Consider the following 17,615-nt stretch of genomic DNA (forward strand, 5'->3'; position numbering starts at 1 on the left):
GCCCCCTGGGCCGCCACGCCCCCCGCCGAGCGCGCCGCCGCCCTGCGCCGCGCCGCCAACCTGCTGGAAGACCGCATGCAGCCCCTGCTGGGCCTCTTGATGCGCGAGGCGGGCAAGAGCTGCGCCAACGCCGTGGCCGAGGTGCGCGAGGCCGCGGACTTCTTGCGCTACTACGCCGCCCAGGTCGATAGCACTTTCGACAACGCCACGCACATCCCGCTCGGCCCCGTGGCCTGCATCAGCCCCTGGAACTTCCCGCTCGCCATCTTCATCGGCCAGGTCAGCGCCGCGCTGGCCGCAGGCAACCCCGTGCTGGCCAAGCCCGCCGAGCAAACGCCCCTGGTCGCCGCAGAAGCCGTGCGCATCCTGTGGGAGGCCGGTGTGCCGCGCGGCGCCGTGCAACTGCTGCCGGGCCAGGGCGAAACCGTGGGCGCGCGCCTGATCGGCGATGCGCGCGTCATGGGCGTCATGTTCACCGGCTCCACCGAAGTCGCCCGCATCCTGCAGCGCAGCGTGGCGGGCCGCCTGGACGCCGCAGGCCGCCCCATCCCCCTGATCGCAGAGACCGGCGGCCAGAACGCCATGATCGTGGACACGTCCGCCCTGGCCGAACAGGTGGTGGCCGACGCCGTGGCATCGGCCTTCGACAGCGCGGGCCAGCGCTGCTCCGCCCTGCGCGTGCTCTGCGTGCAAGAAGAAGCCGCCGACCGCGTGGCCGAAATGCTGCGCGGCGCCATGGGCGAGCTGCGCATGGGCAACCCCGGTACGCTGGCCACCGATGTCGGCCCCGTCATCGACGCCGAGGCGCAAAAGGGCATCCAGGCCCACATCGAGAAGCTGCAGGCCCAGGGCCGCCGCGTGTTCCAGCACTGCCGCAGCAGCGCTGACGAAACCGCCCAAGGCACCTTCGTGCCGCCCACCCTCATCGAGCTCAACAGCATCGGCGAGCTGCAACGCGAAGTCTTCGGCCCCGTGCTGCACCTGGTGCGCTATGCCCGCGACGACCTCGACGCGCTGCTCGACCAGATCAACGCCACCGGCTACGGCCTCACGCAAGGCGTACACACCCGCATCGACGAAACCATCGCCCGCGTGGTGGACCGCGCGCACGCAGGCAACGTCTATGTGAACCGCAACATGGTCGGCGCCGTGGTGGGCGTGCAGCCGTTCGGCGGCGAGGGCCTGTCGGGCACCGGCCCCAAGGCAGGCGGCCCGCTGTACCTGCTGCGCCTGCTGTCGCAGCGCCCCGCCAACGCCCTGGCCCGCACCTTCGCGCCGGCAGACGCCGCCACGCAGCCCGACGCCACGGTGCGCGAGCGCCTGCTGGCCCCGCTGCACGCGCTGGAGCGCTGGGCCTCCACCCAGGGCAACGCCCCGCTGGCCGCCACCTGCCGCCGCTTCGCGCAGGAAACGCAAAGCGGCACTGCCCGCACCCTGCCCGGCCCCACGGGCGAGCGCAACGTCTATACCCTGGCGCCCCGCGCCACCGTGCTGTGCAGCGCCGCCAGCGCGCAGGACTGGCTGACGCAGCTCGCCGCCGTGCTGGCAACCGGCGGCCAGGCCCTGTGGCCCGCCAGCCAGGCATCGGCCCGCGCCGCCCTGCCCGCCGAAGTGCAGGCGCGCATCACCGTGGCCGACAACGTGCTGACCGACGGCAGCGTGGACCTGGCCGCCGTGCTGCACCACGGCGACGCCGCATCGCTGCGCCCCGTGTGCGAGGCCCTGGCCCGCCGCCCCGGCCCCATCGTGGCTGCCACCGCCATGCCCGCAGGCTCGGACGACATTCCGCTGGAGCGCCTGCTGATCGAACGCGCCCTGAGCGTGAACACGGCGGCTGCGGGAGGCAATGCGAGCCTGATGACGATCGGCTGATTTATAGCCAAATTGGCCTCTAGCGCTTATGCAGAAAGCGCTAGCAGCTATATTTTACGTAGCAAACCGCGCCTTTCGGGGCGCGGTTTCTTTCATTTCAGCGAGCGCTGCAGGGCGGGCCAGCTCGAAGCAATCAAGCACGGCAAGCCCATCGGACGCCCCAGTCGGTGGCACGCCAATACGGGCAGATTCGCACGTTTTTCTATGGCAACAAACCCACTTGGCAAGTGGGTTGCTGCGGATCTGAGAGCGCTTTTGCTATCGATTTGGACAGCTCCAAAAGCCATTGTTTCTGAAGCACCCCCTGAACTCCAGCATGAATGGCATGTTCACCATGCCAACGCGCGGGTGCTCCTACTGCACCGCGCCCGGCCCTGGCCCCGGCGGCAGTTCGGCCGTGCCGGTGAAGAGCTGCGCGGCGTCCACGGGGTCGAACTTGTATTGCTGGCCGCAGAACTCGCAGCCCACGTCGATCATGCCGCGCTCGGCGAGGATGCTTTCGACCTCTTCCGCGCCCAGGTTGCGCAGCATGCCGCCCACGCGCTCGCGCGAGCAGGTGCAGGCAAAGCGCGGGCTGTCGGCGCCCTGGCGGGGGGCGAAGCGCAGCAGTTTTTCCTCCCAGAACAGGCGGCGCAGGACGGTGTCCACGTCCAGGCCCAGGAGTTCATCGCGCGTGAGGCTGGCGGCCAGCGTGGCGATGCGGTTGTAGTCCTCGCTGCGGCCGATGGCGTCCTCGTTCTCGGCGGCGGTCATGGCGCCGCCCAGGTTGCCCTCGCCTTTCAGGGGCATGCGCTGGATCAGCAGGCCGGCGGCGACCTGCTCGTCGGCGGCCAGCACCAGCGTGGTGTCGAGCTGCTCGGACTGCAGCATGTAGTGCTGCAGCACGTCGGACAGGCGCTGCAGCTTCTCGCCCTGGTCGCCATGCAGCGGCACCACGCCCTGGTAGGGCTGTTGGCCGGGGCGGCGGTCCTGCGGGTCGAGCGTGATGGCGCAGCGCCCGCCGCCGCCCGCGTTCACCATGTCGGGGAACCGGGCGCCCGGGTGTACCGCGCCCGCCACGGTGGCCGTGGCGCGCAGGCCCAGGTCGGACTTGACCTCGGCCACGGCGAGCTTGACCGGGCCGTCGCCGAACACCTGCAGCACCAGCGCGCCGTTGAACTTGATGTTGGACTGCATCAGCACGCCCGCAGCGGCCATCTCGCCCAGCAGTTCGGCCACGGGCGGCGGATAGGGCCCCGTTTCGCTGTTGCCGGCGCGGCGTGCGAGCAGTTCGGTCCAGGCGTCGGTCAGGCGCACGATCATGCCGCGCACGGGCAGGCCGTCGAAGAGGAATTTGTGGAGTTCGGACATTCAGTCAGTCAGTCGGCGATCTTGCGCAGGCCCGCCCTGAAGCGGCGCGCGTTGTCGATGTAGTGCTGCGCGCTCTGGCGCAGGCCCGCGATCTGCTCGGGGGTCAGTTGCCGCACGGCCTTGGCGGGGCTGCCGAGGATCATGGAGCCGTCAGGGAATTCCTTGCCCTCGGTGACGAGCGCGCCCGCGCCGACCAGGCAGTTGCGCCCGATCTTCGCGCCGTTGAGCACGATGGCGCCGATGCCGATCAGCGACTCGTCGCCGATGGTGCAGCCGTGCAGCATGACCTGGTGGCCCACCGTCACACGCTCGCCGATGACCAAGGGCTTGCCGAAGTCGGCATGCAGCACGCTCGCGTCCTGCACGTTGGAGCCCGCGCCGATGGCGATGCTCTCGCAGTCGCCCCGCACCACGGCGGCGAACCACACGCTGGCGTCCTCGCCCAGCACCACGTTGCCCATCACCTGGGCGCTGTCGGCCACCCAGGCCGACGGGGCCACCTGCGGGGCTGTTCCATCGAGTTCGTATAACGCCATCGGAGCACCCTTTTTCATCGCATTGTTGGTAAGCCTAGAATTGTAGAGATGGAGCTTCGCCACCGCGCATTGCAGGTCTTGTGCCTGCAAGACCCTGAACAAAAAGCGGCTGCAGCGCTTGATCTGCAAGCGCTGGCAGCTACGCTTTCAATAGCAGACAACGCCCCCATCCCGCCGCAGGATGCAAGCGCCCTGCCCGGCCGCCCCGACCGCCCCGTGCTGCTGCGCCACACCGACGTGGCCCGGCGCTCGCCCGCCACGCCCGAGGGGCGGGCCGTGCTGATCCACGCCATCGCGCACATCGAGTTCAACGCCATCAACCTCGCGCTGGACGCCGTCTGGCGCTTCGGCGGCATGCCGCGCGACTACTACCTGGACTGGATGCGCGTGGCGGGCGAGGAGGCCAAGCACTTTCGCCTGCTGCGCGACCACCTGCGCGGCATGGGGCACGACTACGGCGACTTCCCGGCCCACCAGGGCCTGTGGACCATGTGCGAGAAGACGGCGCACGACATCACGGCCCGCATGGCGCTGGTGCCCCGCACGCTCGAAGCGCGCGGGCTGGACGCCACGCCGCAGATCCAGGCCAAGCTGCGCCAGGTGGGCGCGCCGGACGCGCTGGCCGCCGTCGCCATACTGGATGTGATCCTGCACGACGAGGTCGGCCACGTGGCCATCGGCAACCACTGGTATCGGTGGCTGTGCGAGCGCGATGGCTTACACCCTGAAACGCACTACGGCGTGCTCGTCAGACAATACGAGGCGCCGCGCCTCAAGCCCCCTTTCAACGACGCCGCGCGCCGCCAGGCCGGGTTTACCGAGGCCGAATTGCGCTGGCTGCAGCAGGCCTAGGCAATCCGCCCCATACTTCGACCCATGACCTCCACTGCCGCCCCCACTCCATCCGCCCCCGTCGCCATGATCGCCCGGCAGGCCATCGTGAACGCGCAGCAGGCCGTCGTGGGCTACGAGCTGTTCAACCGCTCGCGCGTTGGCGCGGCGCACACGGCCGCCACCGACGTGATCCTGGTCTTCACGGCGCTTTCGCACGCGGGCACCGAGGAGCTGGTGGGCAAGAAGATGATCTTCGTCAACTGCACGCACGAAAGCCTCTCGGGCGGCCACCTGGAGCTGGTGGACCCGGACAAGGTGGTGTTGGAGATTCCCCCGCTGGGCCACGCAGCAGCCGAGGAAGTGGCCACGCGCCTGCCCATGCTGGCGGGGCTGCGCGCGCGGGGCTTTCACCTGGCGTTCAACCACACGGTGCTGGAGTCGGCCTACGCGCCCTGGCTGCCGCTGGCGGACTACATCAAGCTGGACCTGTCGGTGCTCGCGCCCGACCAGCTGGCCGTGCTCATCAGCTACGCCGGGCGCCACTCGCAGGCCGAGCTGATCGCCGAGAAGGTGGAGACCGCCCAGCAGTACGACATGGCCTCCAGCCAGGGCGTGCAGATGTTCCAGGGCTACTGGTTCGCCCGCCCCTCGCTGGTCGAGGCCAAGCTGCTCACTCCCTCGCAGGCCAGCATCATCCAGCTCATCAACCTGGTGCGCCAGCAGGCGAGCACCGACGACATCGAGCAGGTGCTCAAGAAGGACGCGGGCCTGGCGTTCAACCTCATGCGGCTGATCAACTCCGCCGGGTTCGGGGTGAACCGCGAGATCACCTCCTTCCGCCAGGCCGTCATGCTGATGGGCCTGAAGAAGCTGTTCCGCTGGGCGGCCCTGCTGCTGACGGCCTCGCGCACCAGCGGCGTGCCCTCGTCCGTGGGGCAGACCGCCGTGGTGCGCGGGCGGCTCATGGAGCTGCTGGCCCGCGAGACCCTGCCGCCCGAGGACGCCGACCAGGCTTTCGTGGTCGGCATCTTCTCGCTGCTGGACGTGATGCTGTCCATGCCCATGGAGTCCGCCGTCGGCCTGCTCAACGTGTCCGAACCAGTGGCCGCCGCCCTGCTGCGCCGCGAAGGGCCGCTGGGCGACCTGCTCACCCTGGCGCAAGCCTGCGAATCCAGCGACGACGCGGCCTTCGACCGCACGGCGGGCCTGCTGCACCTCAGCAGCTCGCAGATCAACCTGGCGCACCTGCAGGCGCTGGCCTGGGCCGACCATCTGCCGGAAGACTGATGGATACGGGGCGGGTGGCCGACCGCGCCGTCCGCGCGATGGACCGCCCGGGACACCCCCTAGAATCACTGCAACCACAGACCACCTCCGCGGACCATGTCGAGCACACCTGATCAAGACGCCCCCGAAGCCCTCGCCTCTCCCGCCGCCGCGCCCGTGGACGACAACATCGCCATCATCGCCCGCCAGGCCATCGTGGACGAGCACCGCGCCGTCTATGGCTACGAGCTGTTCGACCGCTCCACCGCGTCCGACGCCCACACCGCCGCCAGCGACGCCGCCCTGCTGTTCAACGCGCTGTCGTATGCCGGTACCGAGGCCCTGGTGGGCAAGAAGACGGTGTTCATCAACTGCACGCACGACAGCCTCTCGGGCGGCCACCTGGAACTGATCCACCCCGAGAAGGTGGTGCTGGAAGTACCCCCGCTGCCCGACGGCGCCGCGCAGGAGGAGATCGACGGCCGCGTGCCCACGCTGCAGGCGCTGCGCGAGCGGGGCTTTCGCCTGGCGTTCGACCAGCAGTCGCTCAAGCGCGCCTACACCCACTGGCTGCCGCTGGCGTCCTTCGTCAAGCTGGACATGATGGCCTTCAAGCCCGAGCTGGCCGCGCCGCTGGTGAAGTTCGCCACCACCCACAGCAAGGCCACGCTGGTGGCCGAGAAGGTGGAGACCGCCGAACAGTACGAAATGATGCGCGACCTGGGCGTCAAGCTGTTCCAGGGCTTCTGGTTCGCCCATCCTTCGCTGGTCAAGGCCACCACCATCCGCCCGGCGCAGGCCACCATCATCCAGCTCATCAACCTGGTGCGCAAACAGGCCAGCACGGCCGAGATCGAGGAGCTGCTCAAGAAAGACCCCACGCTCTCGTTCAACCTGCTGCGCTTCATCAACTCGTCGGGCTTCGGCCTGTCGTGCGAGATCACGTCCTTCCGCCACGCGGTGATGATCCTGGGCCTGAAAAAGCTGTTCCGCTGGGCCGCGCTGCTCATGACCACCTCGCGCGCGGGCGGCGCGCCCCCCGCCGTGGGCCAGACCGCCGTGGTGCGTGGCCGCCTGATGGAGCTGCTGGCCGCCGAGCTGCTGTCGCCCGAGGACTGCGACAACGCCTTCGTCGTGGGCGTGTTCTCGCTGCTGGACACCATGCTGGGCGTGCCGCTGGACAAGGCCCTGGAGTCCGTGGCCCTGCCCGAGCCGGTGATGGACGCGCTGCTGCACAACAAGGGGGTGTTCGCCCCCTTCCTGGACCTGACCCGGGCCTGCGAGAGCGGCGACGAGGCAGCCTTTGCCAAGGCAGCCGACGCGCTGCACCTGTCCAACCGCCAGGTCAATTGGGCCCACCTGCAGGCGCTGGCCTGGGCCGAGAGCCTGAACGACGAGTAGGCCAGCGCCGCCGCGCACAAGAAAGGCCCTGGGTCACCCCAGGGCCTTTTTCATGTGCGTGCCGCCGTCATTGGGCCTTGATGCCCGCCGCGCGGATGATGCGCGCGTTGTTCTCGGACTCCTGCGCGATCTGCCGGGCGAACTCCGCCGCGCTGCCGCCCGTGGGCACGTTGTCGGTGGCTTCGAGCTTGGCGCGGATGTCCGGCAGGGCCAGCGCCTTGTTCACCTCGGCGTTGATGCGCTCCAGCACGGCGGGCGGCGTCTGCGCGGGTGCGTACAGCCCGAACAGCGACGACAGGTTGGCCTCCGACTGGCCCAGCTCGGCCAGCGTGGGCACCTGCGGCAGCGAGTCCAGCCGCGCGGGCGCGCCCACGGCCAGCGGCTTGAGCTTGCCCGCCCGGATGTGCTGCAGCACGGCCGGGCCCGCATTGGTGGACAGGACCTCGAACTGCCCGCCCAGGGCATCGTTCATCTGCTGGCCGCCGCCCTTGTAGGGCACGTGCGTGATGACCACACGGCTCTTGCCCATGATCTGCTCCAGCATGATGTGGCCCAGCGAAGCCAGCCCCGAGGTGGCCCAGCGCACCTGGCCGGGGTTGGCGCGAGCGGCGTCCAGCAGGGCCGAAAAGTCCGCCGCCTTGCTGGCGGGCGTGCCCAGCAGCAGCACGGGCGAGTACATGACGCTCGCCACGGGCACGATGTCCTTTTGCGGGTCGAACGGCGACTTGCCCAGGTGCGGGTTCAGCGCCAGGGGGCTGATGGCGGCGAAGCCCAGCGTGTAGCCGTCGGGCGCGGCCTTGGCGACCGCGTCCACGCCGATGCTGCCGCTGGCCCCCGCCTTGTTCTCGATGACGACGGACGTGCCCAGTTGCGCGGCCAGCTTGTCGCCCAGGGCGCGCGCCACGGTGTCGCTGACGCCGCCTGCCGGGTAGGCCACGACGATGCGGATGGGCTTGGCCGTGGGCCAGGACTGGGCCAGGGACAGGGCGGCAGAACCGAGCAGCAGCATGCCGACGAGCAGTTTCCTCATGTGATTTCCTTTTGACGGTGCGTGGCTGGAACGAGATTGCAGAGTGTCACCTATGCACGCACCCGACCGCGCGAGATAGGACGCGCGCTTTTCACGCGCACCGGCTTCATGTCCTCCTCGGGCGGGGACAGCAACTCCGGCACCGAGACCTGCAAGCCATCCGCCAGCCCATGCAGCGCGGTCAGCGTTGGATTGGCCCGTCCCGACTCGATGCGGCTCAGGTAGGTGCGGAACATGTCGCAGCGCTCCGCCAGCTCCTCCTGCGTGATGCCGTTGCGGGCGCGCAACTCCCTGATCCTCTGACCAAGGAGCACGCGCGGGTCGGATGTCTTTCGGGCCACCCATGCACTGTTGCCCTTGTACACTCATTAATACACACACCAATTCGTACATCCACCGCTGGATGACGCCGCTCGCAATGAATCATTCCTTGACCTGGATCAAGCACCGGGCAACTCAATTCCGAAGTGCAACACCGACAATTGAGGCCAAGATGACAAATAAGAGCTACACGGTTTTCAGTGATCTCTCCCTGGTATCCACCCGGTGAAGCCTGGTTTGCCCGTTTCGTTGAGCTCGCGCCAGGCTGCGGGACGCCACCGGAGAAAGCACTTGACCGATGCCACACAGAGCTTCCAGCGCCGCAAGGAATTCCTGTCCTTGAACGCCCAGGATGAGCAAGCCATTCGGGACCTGCACGAGGGGCTCTCCGGAGAGGCGCACGGCTTCGTGGACGGCTTCTACCGCCACCTGCTCTCCTTCGACGAGATGCGCGCGCTCATCCCGGACGACGCGGCGCTGCAGCGGCTCAAGGGCCTGCACGTGCGCTACTTCCGCAGCCTGACGGCGGGCATCTACGACGAGGCCTACGGAAAAGGCCGCCAGCACGTGGGGCTGGCGCACGCGCAAGTCGGGCTGGCGCCCGGCTGGTACCTGGGCGGCTACAGCCACTACCTCGTCGAGCTGCTGCCGCGCCTGGCACGGCTGCCCGGCCTGCGCCACGCGGACCCCACCGCCGTGACGCAGGCGCTCATCAAGGTGGTGTTCCTGGACATCGGCCTGACCATCGACAGCTACATCGCCCAGCGCGACGGGCTGATCGCCGACCTGCGCGAACGCGAGCAACTCACCCGCGACCTGCTCGACGCCCAGCAGCGCCTGGAAAAGCTGGCGCTCTACGACACGCTCACGGGCCTGCCCAACCGCGCCCACGGCATGGCGCAGGCCCAGCGGCTGCTTGATGCAGCCCGCCAGCGCGGCCAGCGGGCCGCCGTGCTGTTCGTGGATCTCGACCGCTTCAAGGAAATCAACGACACGCGAGGCCATGCCGTGGGCGACCAGGTGCTGGTGGCCGTGGCTCGGCAATGCCAGCGTGTGCTCGGCAGCAGAGGCACGCTGGCGCGGCTGGGCGGCGACGAATTCATGTTCACATGGGTGCTCACCGACGGTGAGGCTCCGCTGACCCTGGCTCGCCGGATTTGCGGCATGCTGTGCCGCCCCATGGCCGTGGGCGATCTGCGGTTCGAGGTTGGCGCCAGCACGGGCGTGGCCGTCTCCCCCCAGCACGGCGATGCCGTGGACGAGCTGCTGCAGCATGCGGACATCGCCATGTACCGCGCCAAGGCGCAGGGCGGCGGCCATAGCCAGTTGTACGACGACGGCATGGGCCGCCAGTTGCAGCGGCGCATCGCGCTCGGCGCACGGCTGGAAAAGGCGCTGGCCGAAGAGCGCCTGCAACTGCACTACCAGCCCAAGTTGGCGCTCGCCAGCGGCGCGCTGTGCGGCGTGGAGGCGCTGGCGCGCTGGCACGACGCGGAATGGGGCTGGGTCAGCCCGGCGGAGTTCATCCCCGTGGCCGAGGAGCGCGGCCTGATCGCCGCCCTGGGCGACTGGAGCCTTGCCGCCGCCGCCCGCCAGTGGCGCGCTTGGCGCGATGCGGGCGTGGTCCAGCCGCCCGTGATCGCCGTCAACGTGTCCGCCGCGCAGATGATGAGCGAAGCCTTCGCCGAGCACGCCCTCGCCATCGTACAAGCGCACGGCGTGGGCCCGACCGCCATCGAACTGGAGATCACCGAATCAGCGCTGATGCACGACCCCGCGAAGGCGCGGCGCGTGGCCTCGCGCCTGGTGGAAATGGGCTTCACGCTCTCCATCGACGATTTCGGCACGGGCTATTCGTCGCTGGCACGGTTGCAGAGCTTTCCCGTGTCACGGCTCAAGATCGACATGTCCTTCGTGCGCGGCATGCTCACCGACCCCGGCAGCCTCGCCATCGTGACGGCGGTCATCGGCCTGGCCCACGCGCTGCAACTGCGCACAGTGGCCGAGGGCGTGGAAACGCAAAGCCAGAAGGACAAGCTGCACGCCCTGCAATGCGACGAGGCGCAGGGCTACCTCTTCGCCCAGGCCGTCCCCGCCGCCGACATCGAGCGCAACTGGCTCGCCCGCTGAAACGCACCACCGAAACGAAAGCCCCCATGCGGACCAACCTGCCCGTCACCGCCACCGAGTTCACCTTCGCCGAGCGCGACACCCTGGTCTCCGTCACCGACACCAAGGGCCGCATCACCTACTGCAACCCCGCCTTCGTCCACGTCAGCGGCTATGCGCACGAGGAACTGCTGGGCCAGCCGCACAACCTGATCCGCCACCCCGACATGCCGCCCGAGGCCTTCCGCGACCTGTGGGGCACCATCGCCGCAAGCCGCCCGTGGACGGGCCTGGTGAAGAACCGGCGCAAGAACGGCGACTTCTACTGGGTGCAGGCCAACGTGACGCCGTTGCGCGATGGCAACCAGGTGATGGGCTACCTGTCGGTGCGCACGCTGCCTTCGCGCGCGCAGGTGCAGGCGGCGGATGCGCTGTACGCCACGATGCGCGCCGAGGCGCGGGCAGGCCGCGCCACCCACGTGCTGCGCCACGGCGCCGTGCGGCGGCAGGACTTGCGCGGGCGCATGGCACGGCTGCTGGCGCTTTCCACGCCCGCACGGCTGGCGCTGGTGCAGGCACTGGCCGTCGCGGCGGCCCTGCTGCCCGCGGGGCTGGATGCGCCCTGGCTGGTCACGGGCGGCGTGGCCGTGCTGGCGGTGGCCGCCGCCGCCTTCGCGGCACGCGCGCTGGCCGTCGCACCGCTGCAGGCGCTGGTGCGCGACGCCCACCAGCTCGCGTCCGGCGACCTGTCGCACACCGTGCAGACGGGCGCCAGCGGCAGCGTGGGCGAGTTGCAGCAGGCACTGTTCCAGCTCAGCGTGAACCTGCGCACCGTAGTGGGCGACGTGCGTCAGGAGGTGCGCCGCCTGGAGACCTCGGTGCAGGAGATCGCCAGCGGCAACAACGACCTGTCGGCCCGCACCGAGACGCAGGCCAGCAGCCTGGAGCAGACGGCCGCATCCATGGAGCAGATCAACGGCACGGTGCAGAACAGCGCCGCATCGGCCCGCCGGGGTGCGCAGTTCGCGGACGAAGCATCGGGCATCACCGCGCGCAGCAACGATGCCGTACTGGCCGTGGGGCAGACCATGCAAGGCATCGCCGAATCGGCACAGCGCATCGGGGACATCGTGCATCTGATCGAAAGCGTCGCCTTCCAGACCAACATCCTGGCGCTGAACGCCGCCGTGGAGGCCGCGCGCGCTGGCGAGGCCGGGCGCGGCTTTGCCGTGGTGGCGGGCGAGGTGCGCACGCTGGCCGGACGCACCACGCAGGCGGCGCGGGACATCCGCCAGCTCATCGCCGAGTCTGCCGACCGCGTGGCGCAAGGTGCCACCGCCGCCAGCCAGGCCCGCGAGCGCATGGCCGAGGCGCTGGCCGCCGTGCAGCGGGTGAGCACCGTGCTGGACGAGATCAGCACCGCCGCCGCCGAGCAGCAGACCGGCATCTCGCAGGTCAACGAGGCCGTGGCGCACATGGACTCCATCACCCAACAGAACGCCGCCATGGTGGAAGAGCTGGCCGCCGCCGCGCAATCGCTGCACGGCCAGGTGCGCGGCGTGAGCGACACCATGCGCCTGTTCCGCCTGGGGCATGGCGACGAGCCGCTGTCGCAGGCCAGCGCGGTGGCGCTGCGGCGCACGGCGCGGACTACAAGCCAAATCGGCCTCTAGCGCTTATCCAGCAAGCGCTGGCAGCTATCCTTTCGATAGTTTTCAGCCGCGCGGGTGGTGCTGCGCATGCAGCACCTTGAGCCGCTCGCGCGCCACGTGGGTGTAGATGGTGGTCGTGGAAATGTCGGCATGCCCCAGCAGCAGCTGCACCACGCGCAGGTCGGCGCCATGGTTGAGCAGGTGCGTGGCAAAGGCGTGCCGCAGCGTGTGCGGCGACGGCGGCGCGGTGATGCCTGCCACGGCCGCCCATTTCTTGACGATGACCCAGAACATGGCGCGCGTCATGCCGCCGCCGCGCTGGGTGACGAACAGGTCGTCGGTCTGCTGCCCGCCCAGGATGGCGCCGCGCGCCTCGTGCAGGTAGCGCTCCAGCCACTGGCGCGCCACGTCGCCAAAGGGCACCAGGCGCTCCTTGCCGCCCTTGCCCAGCACGCGGATCACGCCTTCGCTCAGGCCGAGCTGGAAGGTCTTGAGCGTGACCAGCTCCGTCACGCGCAGGCCGCTGGCGTACAGCAGCTCCAGCATGGTGCGGTCGCGCAGGCCCAGCGGCTGGCCCAGGTCGGGGGCCGCCAGCAGCGCCTCCACCTGCGCTTCGGTCAAGGTCTTGGGCACGCGCAAGGGCTGGCGCGCGGCCAGCAGGCGCACGGTGGGGTCGGCGGCGATGCGGCGCTCGCGCAGCGCCCAATGAAAGTAGCGCTTGAACACCGTGAGCCGCCGGTTGGCCGAGGTGGCGCGCGTCTGGGCATGCCGCGCGGCGAAGTAGGCTTGCAAATGGCGCTCTGCCGTGGCGTCCAGCGACAGGCTGGCGTCTTCCTGCGCCAGCCATTGGGCGTAGAGCGTGAGGTCGCGCCGGTAGGCGGCGAGCGTGTTGCGCGAGAGGCCATCTTCCAGCCACAGGGCGTCGATGAAGGCGTCGATGGCGTTCTGGCTGTCTGCGTGCATGGTGTGCGCGATCATAAAAAAACTGCCTGGCGAGCCAGGCAGTTTTGCGTGGGGAGGGGAAGGAAAGCCCGGGGCTATTCCAGCGACAGCTTCTGCTTCTTCACCACTTCCTTGTACACCTCGAACTCGGCCTTGATCTGCTCGGCAAACTGCTCGGGCGTGTTGCCGATGATGAGGGAGCCGGTTTCCTCGATGCGCTTCTTCACGGCCGGGTCTTCCAGCACCTTGCGCACGGCGGCGTTGATCTTGTCCACCACCTCCTTGGGCAGGCCCTTGGGGCCCAGGATGCCGTAGTAGGCCATGCGGTTGACCGGCTCCAGGCCCAGCTCCTTGAAGGTGGGCGTGTTGGGCAGGGCCGCCACGCGCTGGGGCGCGGCCACGACGATGGGCACCAGGCGGTTGTCCTTGATGAAGGGCAGCGCCGAGGGCAGGTTGTCAAAGATCATGGGCACCTGGCCCGCCACGGTGTCGTTCAGCGCGGGGCCCGCGCCACGGTAGGGGATGTGGGTGACGAAGGTGTCGGACAGGCTCTTGTACAGCTCCATCTGCAGGTGGCCGATGCCGCCCGTGCCCGAGGACGAGTACGAATACTTGCCTGGCGACTTCTTGAGCTCGGCCACGAAGGACTTGTAGTCCTTGGCGGGGAAGCTGGGGTTGACGGCAATGACGTTGGGCGTGGCCGCGATGTTGATGATGGGCGTGAAGTCCGTCACCGGGTTGTACGGCGTCTTGGGGTTGATGGCAGGGTTGGCCGCCGTGGTGGACACGGTGGCCACGCCCAGCGTGTAGCCGTCCGGCGCGGAGCGGGCGGTTTCTGCCGCGCCCACGATGCCGCCGCCACCGGCCTTGTTCTCCACGATCACGCTCTGGCCCAGGGCCTTGCCCAGCGGGTCGGCGATCACGCGGGCGATGATGTCGGTGGTGCCGCCGGGCGCAAAGGGCACCTGCAGCTTGATCACCTTGTTGGGGTAGCCCTGGGCAGTGGCGGAACCCGCGCTGGCGGCCAGTACCGCCAGCGCGAGCCAATGACGACGATGCATTGAGTTCTCCTTGATGAGATAGAGGGTGGCAAACCGGGCCGATGGTATGCGCAATGCGCGGGCCGGGACATTGCGGATTGCACATAAGGGCTAACCCCAAGAGCCCGGCACAGGCTCGGGTATTCTTGCCCGCGTGAATTACGCCCAGCTCCTGCTCCCGGACTTCTCCCTCATCCTCGGCGGCTACCTGATCTGCCGCTACACGGCGCTCAACCGCTCGGTGTGGCAGCCGGTGGAGAGCCTGGTGTATTACCTGCTGTTCCCCGTGCTGCTGTTCCAGTCCATCGTGAAAAGCCCGGTGGACGTGGGCGCGGCCTCGGGGCTGATCGCCGCCGGGCTGCTGTCGGGCCTGGCGGGCATCGCACTGGCCTACAGCCTGCCGCACTGGCCCTGGCTGGGTCGGCGCATCGACGCGCGCGACCATGCGGCCAGCGCGCAGGTGGCGTTCCGCTTCAACTCCTTCATCGGCCTGGCGATCGCCGAGCGGCTGGCGGGCGCCGAGGGGCTGCTGATGATCGCGGTGCTGATCGGCGTGTGCGTGCCGCTGTTCAACGTGGCCGCCGTGTGGCCCATGGCGCGCCACGGCCAGCACAGCTTCGCGCGCGAGCTGGCGCGCAACCCGCTCATCATCGCTACCGTCTCGGGCCTGGCGGCCAACCTGCTGGGCTTTCGCATCCCCGACTGGGCCGCGCCCACGGTGGGGCGCATCGGCGCGGCGTCGCTGGCGCTGGGGCTGATGGCTGCGGGGGCGGGCATGCAGCTGGGTGTGCTCACACGCGGACGGGGCCTGAGCGTGGCCGTGCTCTGCATCCGCCACCTCGTGCAGCCGCTGCTGGCGTGCGGCCTGGCCCGCCTGTTCGGGCTGAACGCAGTGCAGACCACGGTGCTGCTGGCCTTCTCGGCCCTGCCCACGGCGTCCACCTGCTACGTGCTGGCGGCGCGCATGGGCTACAACGGGCCGTATGTGGCGGGGCTGGTGACGCTTTCCACCCTGCTGGGCATGGTGAGCTTGCCGTTCGCGCTGGGGTTCCTGCGCTAGATTTTTCATAGCTACCTGCGCTTGCTGGACAAGCGCTGCAGCCCTATTTCATTCAAATTCCTGCGCCAGCGCCCAGGCCACGTGTTCGCGCACCAGCATGCTTGCGTCCTGCACGCGCGATTGCAGCGCGGCGCGCACGCCCGCATCGCCCGTGGTGCGCAAGGCATTGCCCAGCGCCACGGCCACGTTGCGCAGCCAGCGCTCGTGGCCGATGCGGCGGATGGGGCCGCCCTCGGTCATGCGCAGAAAGGTGGCCTCGTCCCACGCGAACAGGTGCGCGAGCTGCTGGCCCGCCAGCCCCTTGCGCTCGTCGAAGTCCGGCAGGCGGCTCGCCTGGGCGAACTTGTTCCAGGGGCAGATGAGCTGGCAGTCGTCGCAGCCGTAGATGCGGTTGCCCAGCAGCGGGCGCAGCTCCACGGGAATAGGCCCCGCGTGCTCGATGGTCAGGTACGAGATGCAGCGCCGCGCATCCAGCCGGTGCGGCGCGATGATGGCCTGCGTGGGGCACACGGCTATGCACGCGCTGCAACTGCCGCAGTGCGCGGTAACGGGCTCGCTGGCGGGCAGGGCCATGTCCACGTAGATCTCGCCCAGGAAGAACATCGACCCCGCCTCGCGGTTCAGCACCAGCGTGTGCTTGCCGCGCCAGCCCTGGCCGCTGCGCGAGGCCAGCTCCGCTTCCAGCACCGGGGCCGAGTCGGTGAACACGCGGTGGCCGAAGGGGCCGATGGCCTGGGCGATGCGGTCGCTGAGTTTTTGCAGCCGCGCGCGCAGCACCTTGTGGTAGTCCCGGCCCCGGGCATAGACGGAGACGATGCCCTCTTGCGGGCGCGCCAGCCGCCCCAGCTCGAACGCCTGCCAGCCCTCGCGCACGGTGGTGCCCGGCAGGTAGTCCATGCGCGCCGTGATCACGCTCACCGTGCCGGGCACCAGCTCCGCCGGGCGGGCGCGCTTGAGGCCGTGCGCGGCCATGTAGTGCATGTCGCCATGAAAACCCTGCGCCAGCCAGGCCGACAACCCGGGCTCGGCGGCGGACAAGTCCACCCCGGCCACGCCGATTTGGGAAAATCCCAGCTCGCGAGCCCACTCCTGCATTTGAGGAACGAGTTGACTGCTGACCATACCCGCCGGATTGTAGAAACGCCCCCCCGCCAACTGGCCTGGCACGGCGAGGACGACACCGCAGCCTTCGCCCGCCAGCTCGCCGCGCAGCCGCTCGTGCGCAACGCCTTCATCACCCTGCACGGCGACCTGGGCGCGGGCAAGACCACGCTGGTGCGCCACCTGCTGCGCGCCCTGGGCGTGCAGGGCCGCATCAAGAGCCCCACCTACGCCGTGGTGGAGCCGCACGAGGCGCCGGACGGCCTGCCCATATGGCACTTCGACTTCTACCGCTTCGACGATCCGCGCGAGTGGGAAGACGCGGGCTTCAGGGACATTTTTGCCCACCCCGGCCTCAAGCTGGCAGAATGGCCGGAAAAGGCCGCAGCGCTTACGCCGCCTGCGGACCTTGCTATTTACATTGAAGCAACCGACGACACCGAAAGGAAGGTCACGCTGCATGCCCACACCCCTGCCGGGCAAGGACTCCTGCAAAGACTCTAGCCGCCGCGCCGTGCTGCGCGCGGGCACCCTGGTGCTGCTGCTGGGCGCGCAGCAGATCGCGCGCGGCGCCACCATCCTGGCGGTGCGGGTATGGCCCGCGCCCGAGTATTCGCGCGTGACCATCGAGTCCGACGGCGCCCTGGTCGCCAAGCAGTTCTTCGTGACCACGCCGCCGCGCCTGGCGGTGGACATCGAAGGCATCGACCTGAGCCCCGAGCTGCGCGAGCTGGTCGCCAAGGTCAAGCCCGACGACCCCAACATCGCGGGCATCCGCGTGGGCCAGAACGCGCCCAACGTGGTGCGGCTGGTGGTGGACCTGAAGCAGCCCGCCCTGCCCCAGGTCTTCACCCTGCCGCCCGTGGCGGCCTACCAGCACCGGCTGGTGTTCGACCTGTACCCCGAGCAGGCGGTGGACCCGCTGGAGGCGCTGATCGCCGAGCGCCTGCGCGACGCCCCGGCCAGCGCGCCAGCGGCGGTCGCCCAACCCGGCTCCGACCCGCTGGGCGACCTGATCGCCCAGCGCACACAGCGCCCCAGCCCGGCCGCCCCGCCGCCGCCCGCCGAGGCCGTCACGCCCGCGCCAGCCCCCGCGCAAGC

Annotated in this window: 16 protein-coding genes; 9 read left to right on the top strand and 7 right to left on the bottom strand. The window is 69.4% G+C overall.

What is annotated here, in order from left to right; all coding sequences use genetic code 11:
* A partial coding sequence (locus QM569_RS14535) for an L-glutamate gamma-semialdehyde dehydrogenase (RefSeq protein WP_414987950.1) occupies positions 1–1,872 on the top strand: 1,872 nt, incomplete at its 5' end.
* A gap of 354 nt (positions 1,873–2,226) precedes the next feature.
* Here the strand turns inward: QM569_RS14535 and QM569_RS14540 are convergent.
* Entirely contained in the window at positions 2,227–3,222 is a 996-nt protein-coding gene (locus QM569_RS14540) for an Hsp33 family molecular chaperone HslO (protein ID WP_414987951.1), read from the bottom strand.
* An 8-nt stretch (positions 3,223–3,230) separates the two neighbouring features.
* Complete coding sequence (locus QM569_RS14545) at positions 3,231–3,758, bottom strand: gamma carbonic anhydrase family protein (protein ID WP_414987952.1); 528 nt, start codon at positions 3,756–3,758, stop codon at positions 3,231–3,233.
* Between the two features lie 48 nt (positions 3,759–3,806).
* Here QM569_RS14545 and QM569_RS14550 point away from each other — a divergent pair, with 48 nt between their 5' ends.
* The 3 genes from QM569_RS14550 to QM569_RS14560 all read left to right on the top strand — a co-directional run bounded on the left by QM569_RS14550 (position 3,807) and on the right by QM569_RS14560 (position 7,259).
* The gene (locus QM569_RS14550) at positions 3,807–4,610 is read left to right on the top strand and encodes a ferritin-like domain-containing protein (protein ID WP_414987953.1); all 804 of its coding nucleotides are present in this window, start codon (positions 3,807–3,809) and stop codon (positions 4,608–4,610) included.
* Between the two features lie 24 nt (positions 4,611–4,634).
* The gene (locus tag QM569_RS14555) at positions 4,635–5,879 is read left to right on the top strand and encodes an EAL and HDOD domain-containing protein (RefSeq protein ID WP_414987954.1); all 1,245 of its coding nucleotides are present in this window, start codon (positions 4,635–4,637) and stop codon (positions 5,877–5,879) included.
* Positions 5,880–5,975: 96 nt separating this feature from the next.
* A complete protein-coding gene (locus QM569_RS14560; RefSeq protein WP_414987955.1) occupies positions 5,976–7,259 on the top strand; it encodes an EAL and HDOD domain-containing protein in 1,284 nt (427 codons plus the stop codon).
* Between the two features lie 67 nt (positions 7,260–7,326).
* Here QM569_RS14560 and QM569_RS14565 read toward each other — a convergent pair whose 3' ends face one another.
* Together QM569_RS14565 and QM569_RS14570 are read right to left on the bottom strand one after the other, a co-directional pair.
* Positions 7,327–8,289, bottom strand: coding sequence for a Bug family tripartite tricarboxylate transporter substrate binding protein (locus QM569_RS14565; protein WP_414987956.1), 963 nt, complete (start codon positions 8,287–8,289; stop codon positions 7,327–7,329).
* Between the two features lie 50 nt (positions 8,290–8,339).
* A complete protein-coding gene (locus tag QM569_RS14570; RefSeq protein WP_414987957.1) occupies positions 8,340–8,654 on the bottom strand; it encodes a helix-turn-helix domain-containing protein in 315 nt (104 codons plus the stop codon).
* A gap of 247 nt (positions 8,655–8,901) precedes the next feature.
* Here QM569_RS14570 and QM569_RS14575 point away from each other — a divergent pair, with 247 nt between their 5' ends.
* Together QM569_RS14575 and QM569_RS14580 are read left to right on the top strand one after the other, a co-directional pair.
* Positions 8,902–10,740: a putative bifunctional diguanylate cyclase/phosphodiesterase gene (locus QM569_RS14575; protein ID WP_414987958.1), complete on the top strand. Its 1,839-nt coding sequence runs from the start codon at positions 8,902–8,904 to the stop codon at positions 10,738–10,740.
* Positions 10,741–10,766: 26 nt separating this feature from the next.
* On the top strand, positions 10,767–12,392 hold the full coding sequence (locus tag QM569_RS14580) for a methyl-accepting chemotaxis protein (protein WP_414987959.1): 1,626 nt from the start codon (positions 10,767–10,769) through the stop codon (positions 12,390–12,392).
* Between the two features lie 42 nt (positions 12,393–12,434).
* On the opposite strand, the gene xerD is transcribed toward QM569_RS14580, so the two are convergent.
* Complete coding sequence (gene xerD / locus QM569_RS14585; RefSeq protein ID WP_414987960.1) at positions 12,435–13,334, bottom strand: site-specific tyrosine recombinase XerD; 900 nt, start codon at positions 13,332–13,334, stop codon at positions 12,435–12,437.
* 74 nt (positions 13,335–13,408) lie between these two features.
* On the bottom strand, positions 13,409–14,374 hold the full coding sequence (locus QM569_RS14590) for a tripartite tricarboxylate transporter substrate binding protein BugE (RefSeq protein ID WP_414987961.1): 966 nt from the start codon (positions 14,372–14,374) through the stop codon (positions 13,409–13,411).
* A 133-nt stretch (positions 14,375–14,507) separates the two neighbouring features.
* Here QM569_RS14590 and QM569_RS14595 point away from each other — a divergent pair, with 133 nt between their 5' ends.
* A complete protein-coding gene (locus QM569_RS14595; protein ID WP_414987962.1) occupies positions 14,508–15,413 on the top strand; it encodes an AEC family transporter in 906 nt (301 codons plus the stop codon).
* A 48-nt stretch (positions 15,414–15,461) separates the two neighbouring features.
* Here QM569_RS14595 and queG read toward each other — a convergent pair whose 3' ends face one another.
* The gene (gene queG / locus QM569_RS14600) at positions 15,462–16,508 is read right to left on the bottom strand and encodes a tRNA epoxyqueuosine(34) reductase QueG (protein WP_414987963.1); all 1,047 of its coding nucleotides are present in this window, start codon (positions 16,506–16,508) and stop codon (positions 15,462–15,464) included.
* A 12-nt stretch (positions 16,509–16,520) separates the two neighbouring features.
* On the opposite strand from queG, the gene tsaE reads away from it, so the two are divergent.
* Together tsaE and QM569_RS14610 are read left to right on the top strand one after the other, a co-directional pair.
* The gene (gene tsaE, locus QM569_RS14605) at positions 16,521–17,018 is read left to right on the top strand and encodes a tRNA (adenosine(37)-N6)-threonylcarbamoyltransferase complex ATPase subunit type 1 TsaE (protein ID WP_414987964.1); all 498 of its coding nucleotides are present in this window, start codon (positions 16,521–16,523) and stop codon (positions 17,016–17,018) included.
* A partial coding sequence (locus tag QM569_RS14610) for an AMIN domain-containing protein (RefSeq protein ID WP_414987965.1) occupies positions 16,975–17,615 on the top strand: 641 nt, incomplete at its 3' end. The genes tsaE and QM569_RS14610, both read left to right, overlap by 44 nt.

Source organism: Acidovorax sp., from assembly GCF_047607405.1.
Lineage (GTDB): Bacteria > Pseudomonadota > Gammaproteobacteria > Burkholderiales > Burkholderiaceae_C > Acidovorax.

Bases quoted from the DNA above. Each gene is read 5' to 3' on its own strand.
- QM569_RS14555 (WP_414987954.1), top strand. From the start codon at position 4,635: ATGACCTCCACTGCCGCCCCCACTCCATCCGCCCCCGTCGCCATGATC.
- queG (WP_414987963.1), bottom strand. From the start codon at position 16,508: ATGCAGGAGTGGGCTCGCGAGCTGGGATTTTCCCAAATCGGCGTGGCC.
- QM569_RS14580 (WP_414987959.1), top strand. From the start codon at position 10,767: ATGCGGACCAACCTGCCCGTCACCGCCACCGAGTTCACCTTCGCCGAG.
- QM569_RS14560 (WP_414987955.1), top strand. From the start codon at position 5,976: ATGTCGAGCACACCTGATCAAGACGCCCCCGAAGCCCTCGCCTCTCCC.
- QM569_RS14550 (WP_414987953.1), top strand. From the start codon at position 3,807: ATGGAGCTTCGCCACCGCGCATTGCAGGTCTTGTGCCTGCAAGACCCT.
- xerD (WP_414987960.1), bottom strand. From the start codon at position 13,334: ATGCACGCAGACAGCCAGAACGCCATCGACGCCTTCATCGACGCCCTG.
- QM569_RS14545 (WP_414987952.1), bottom strand. From the start codon at position 3,758: ATGGCGTTATACGAACTCGATGGAACAGCCCCGCAGGTGGCCCCGTCG.
- QM569_RS14565 (WP_414987956.1), bottom strand. From the start codon at position 8,289: ATGAGGAAACTGCTCGTCGGCATGCTGCTGCTCGGTTCTGCCGCCCTG.
- QM569_RS14540 (WP_414987951.1), bottom strand. From the start codon at position 3,222: ATGTCCGAACTCCACAAATTCCTCTTCGACGGCCTGCCCGTGCGCGGC.
- QM569_RS14590 (WP_414987961.1), bottom strand. From the start codon at position 14,374: ATGCATCGTCGTCATTGGCTCGCGCTGGCGGTACTGGCCGCCAGCGCG.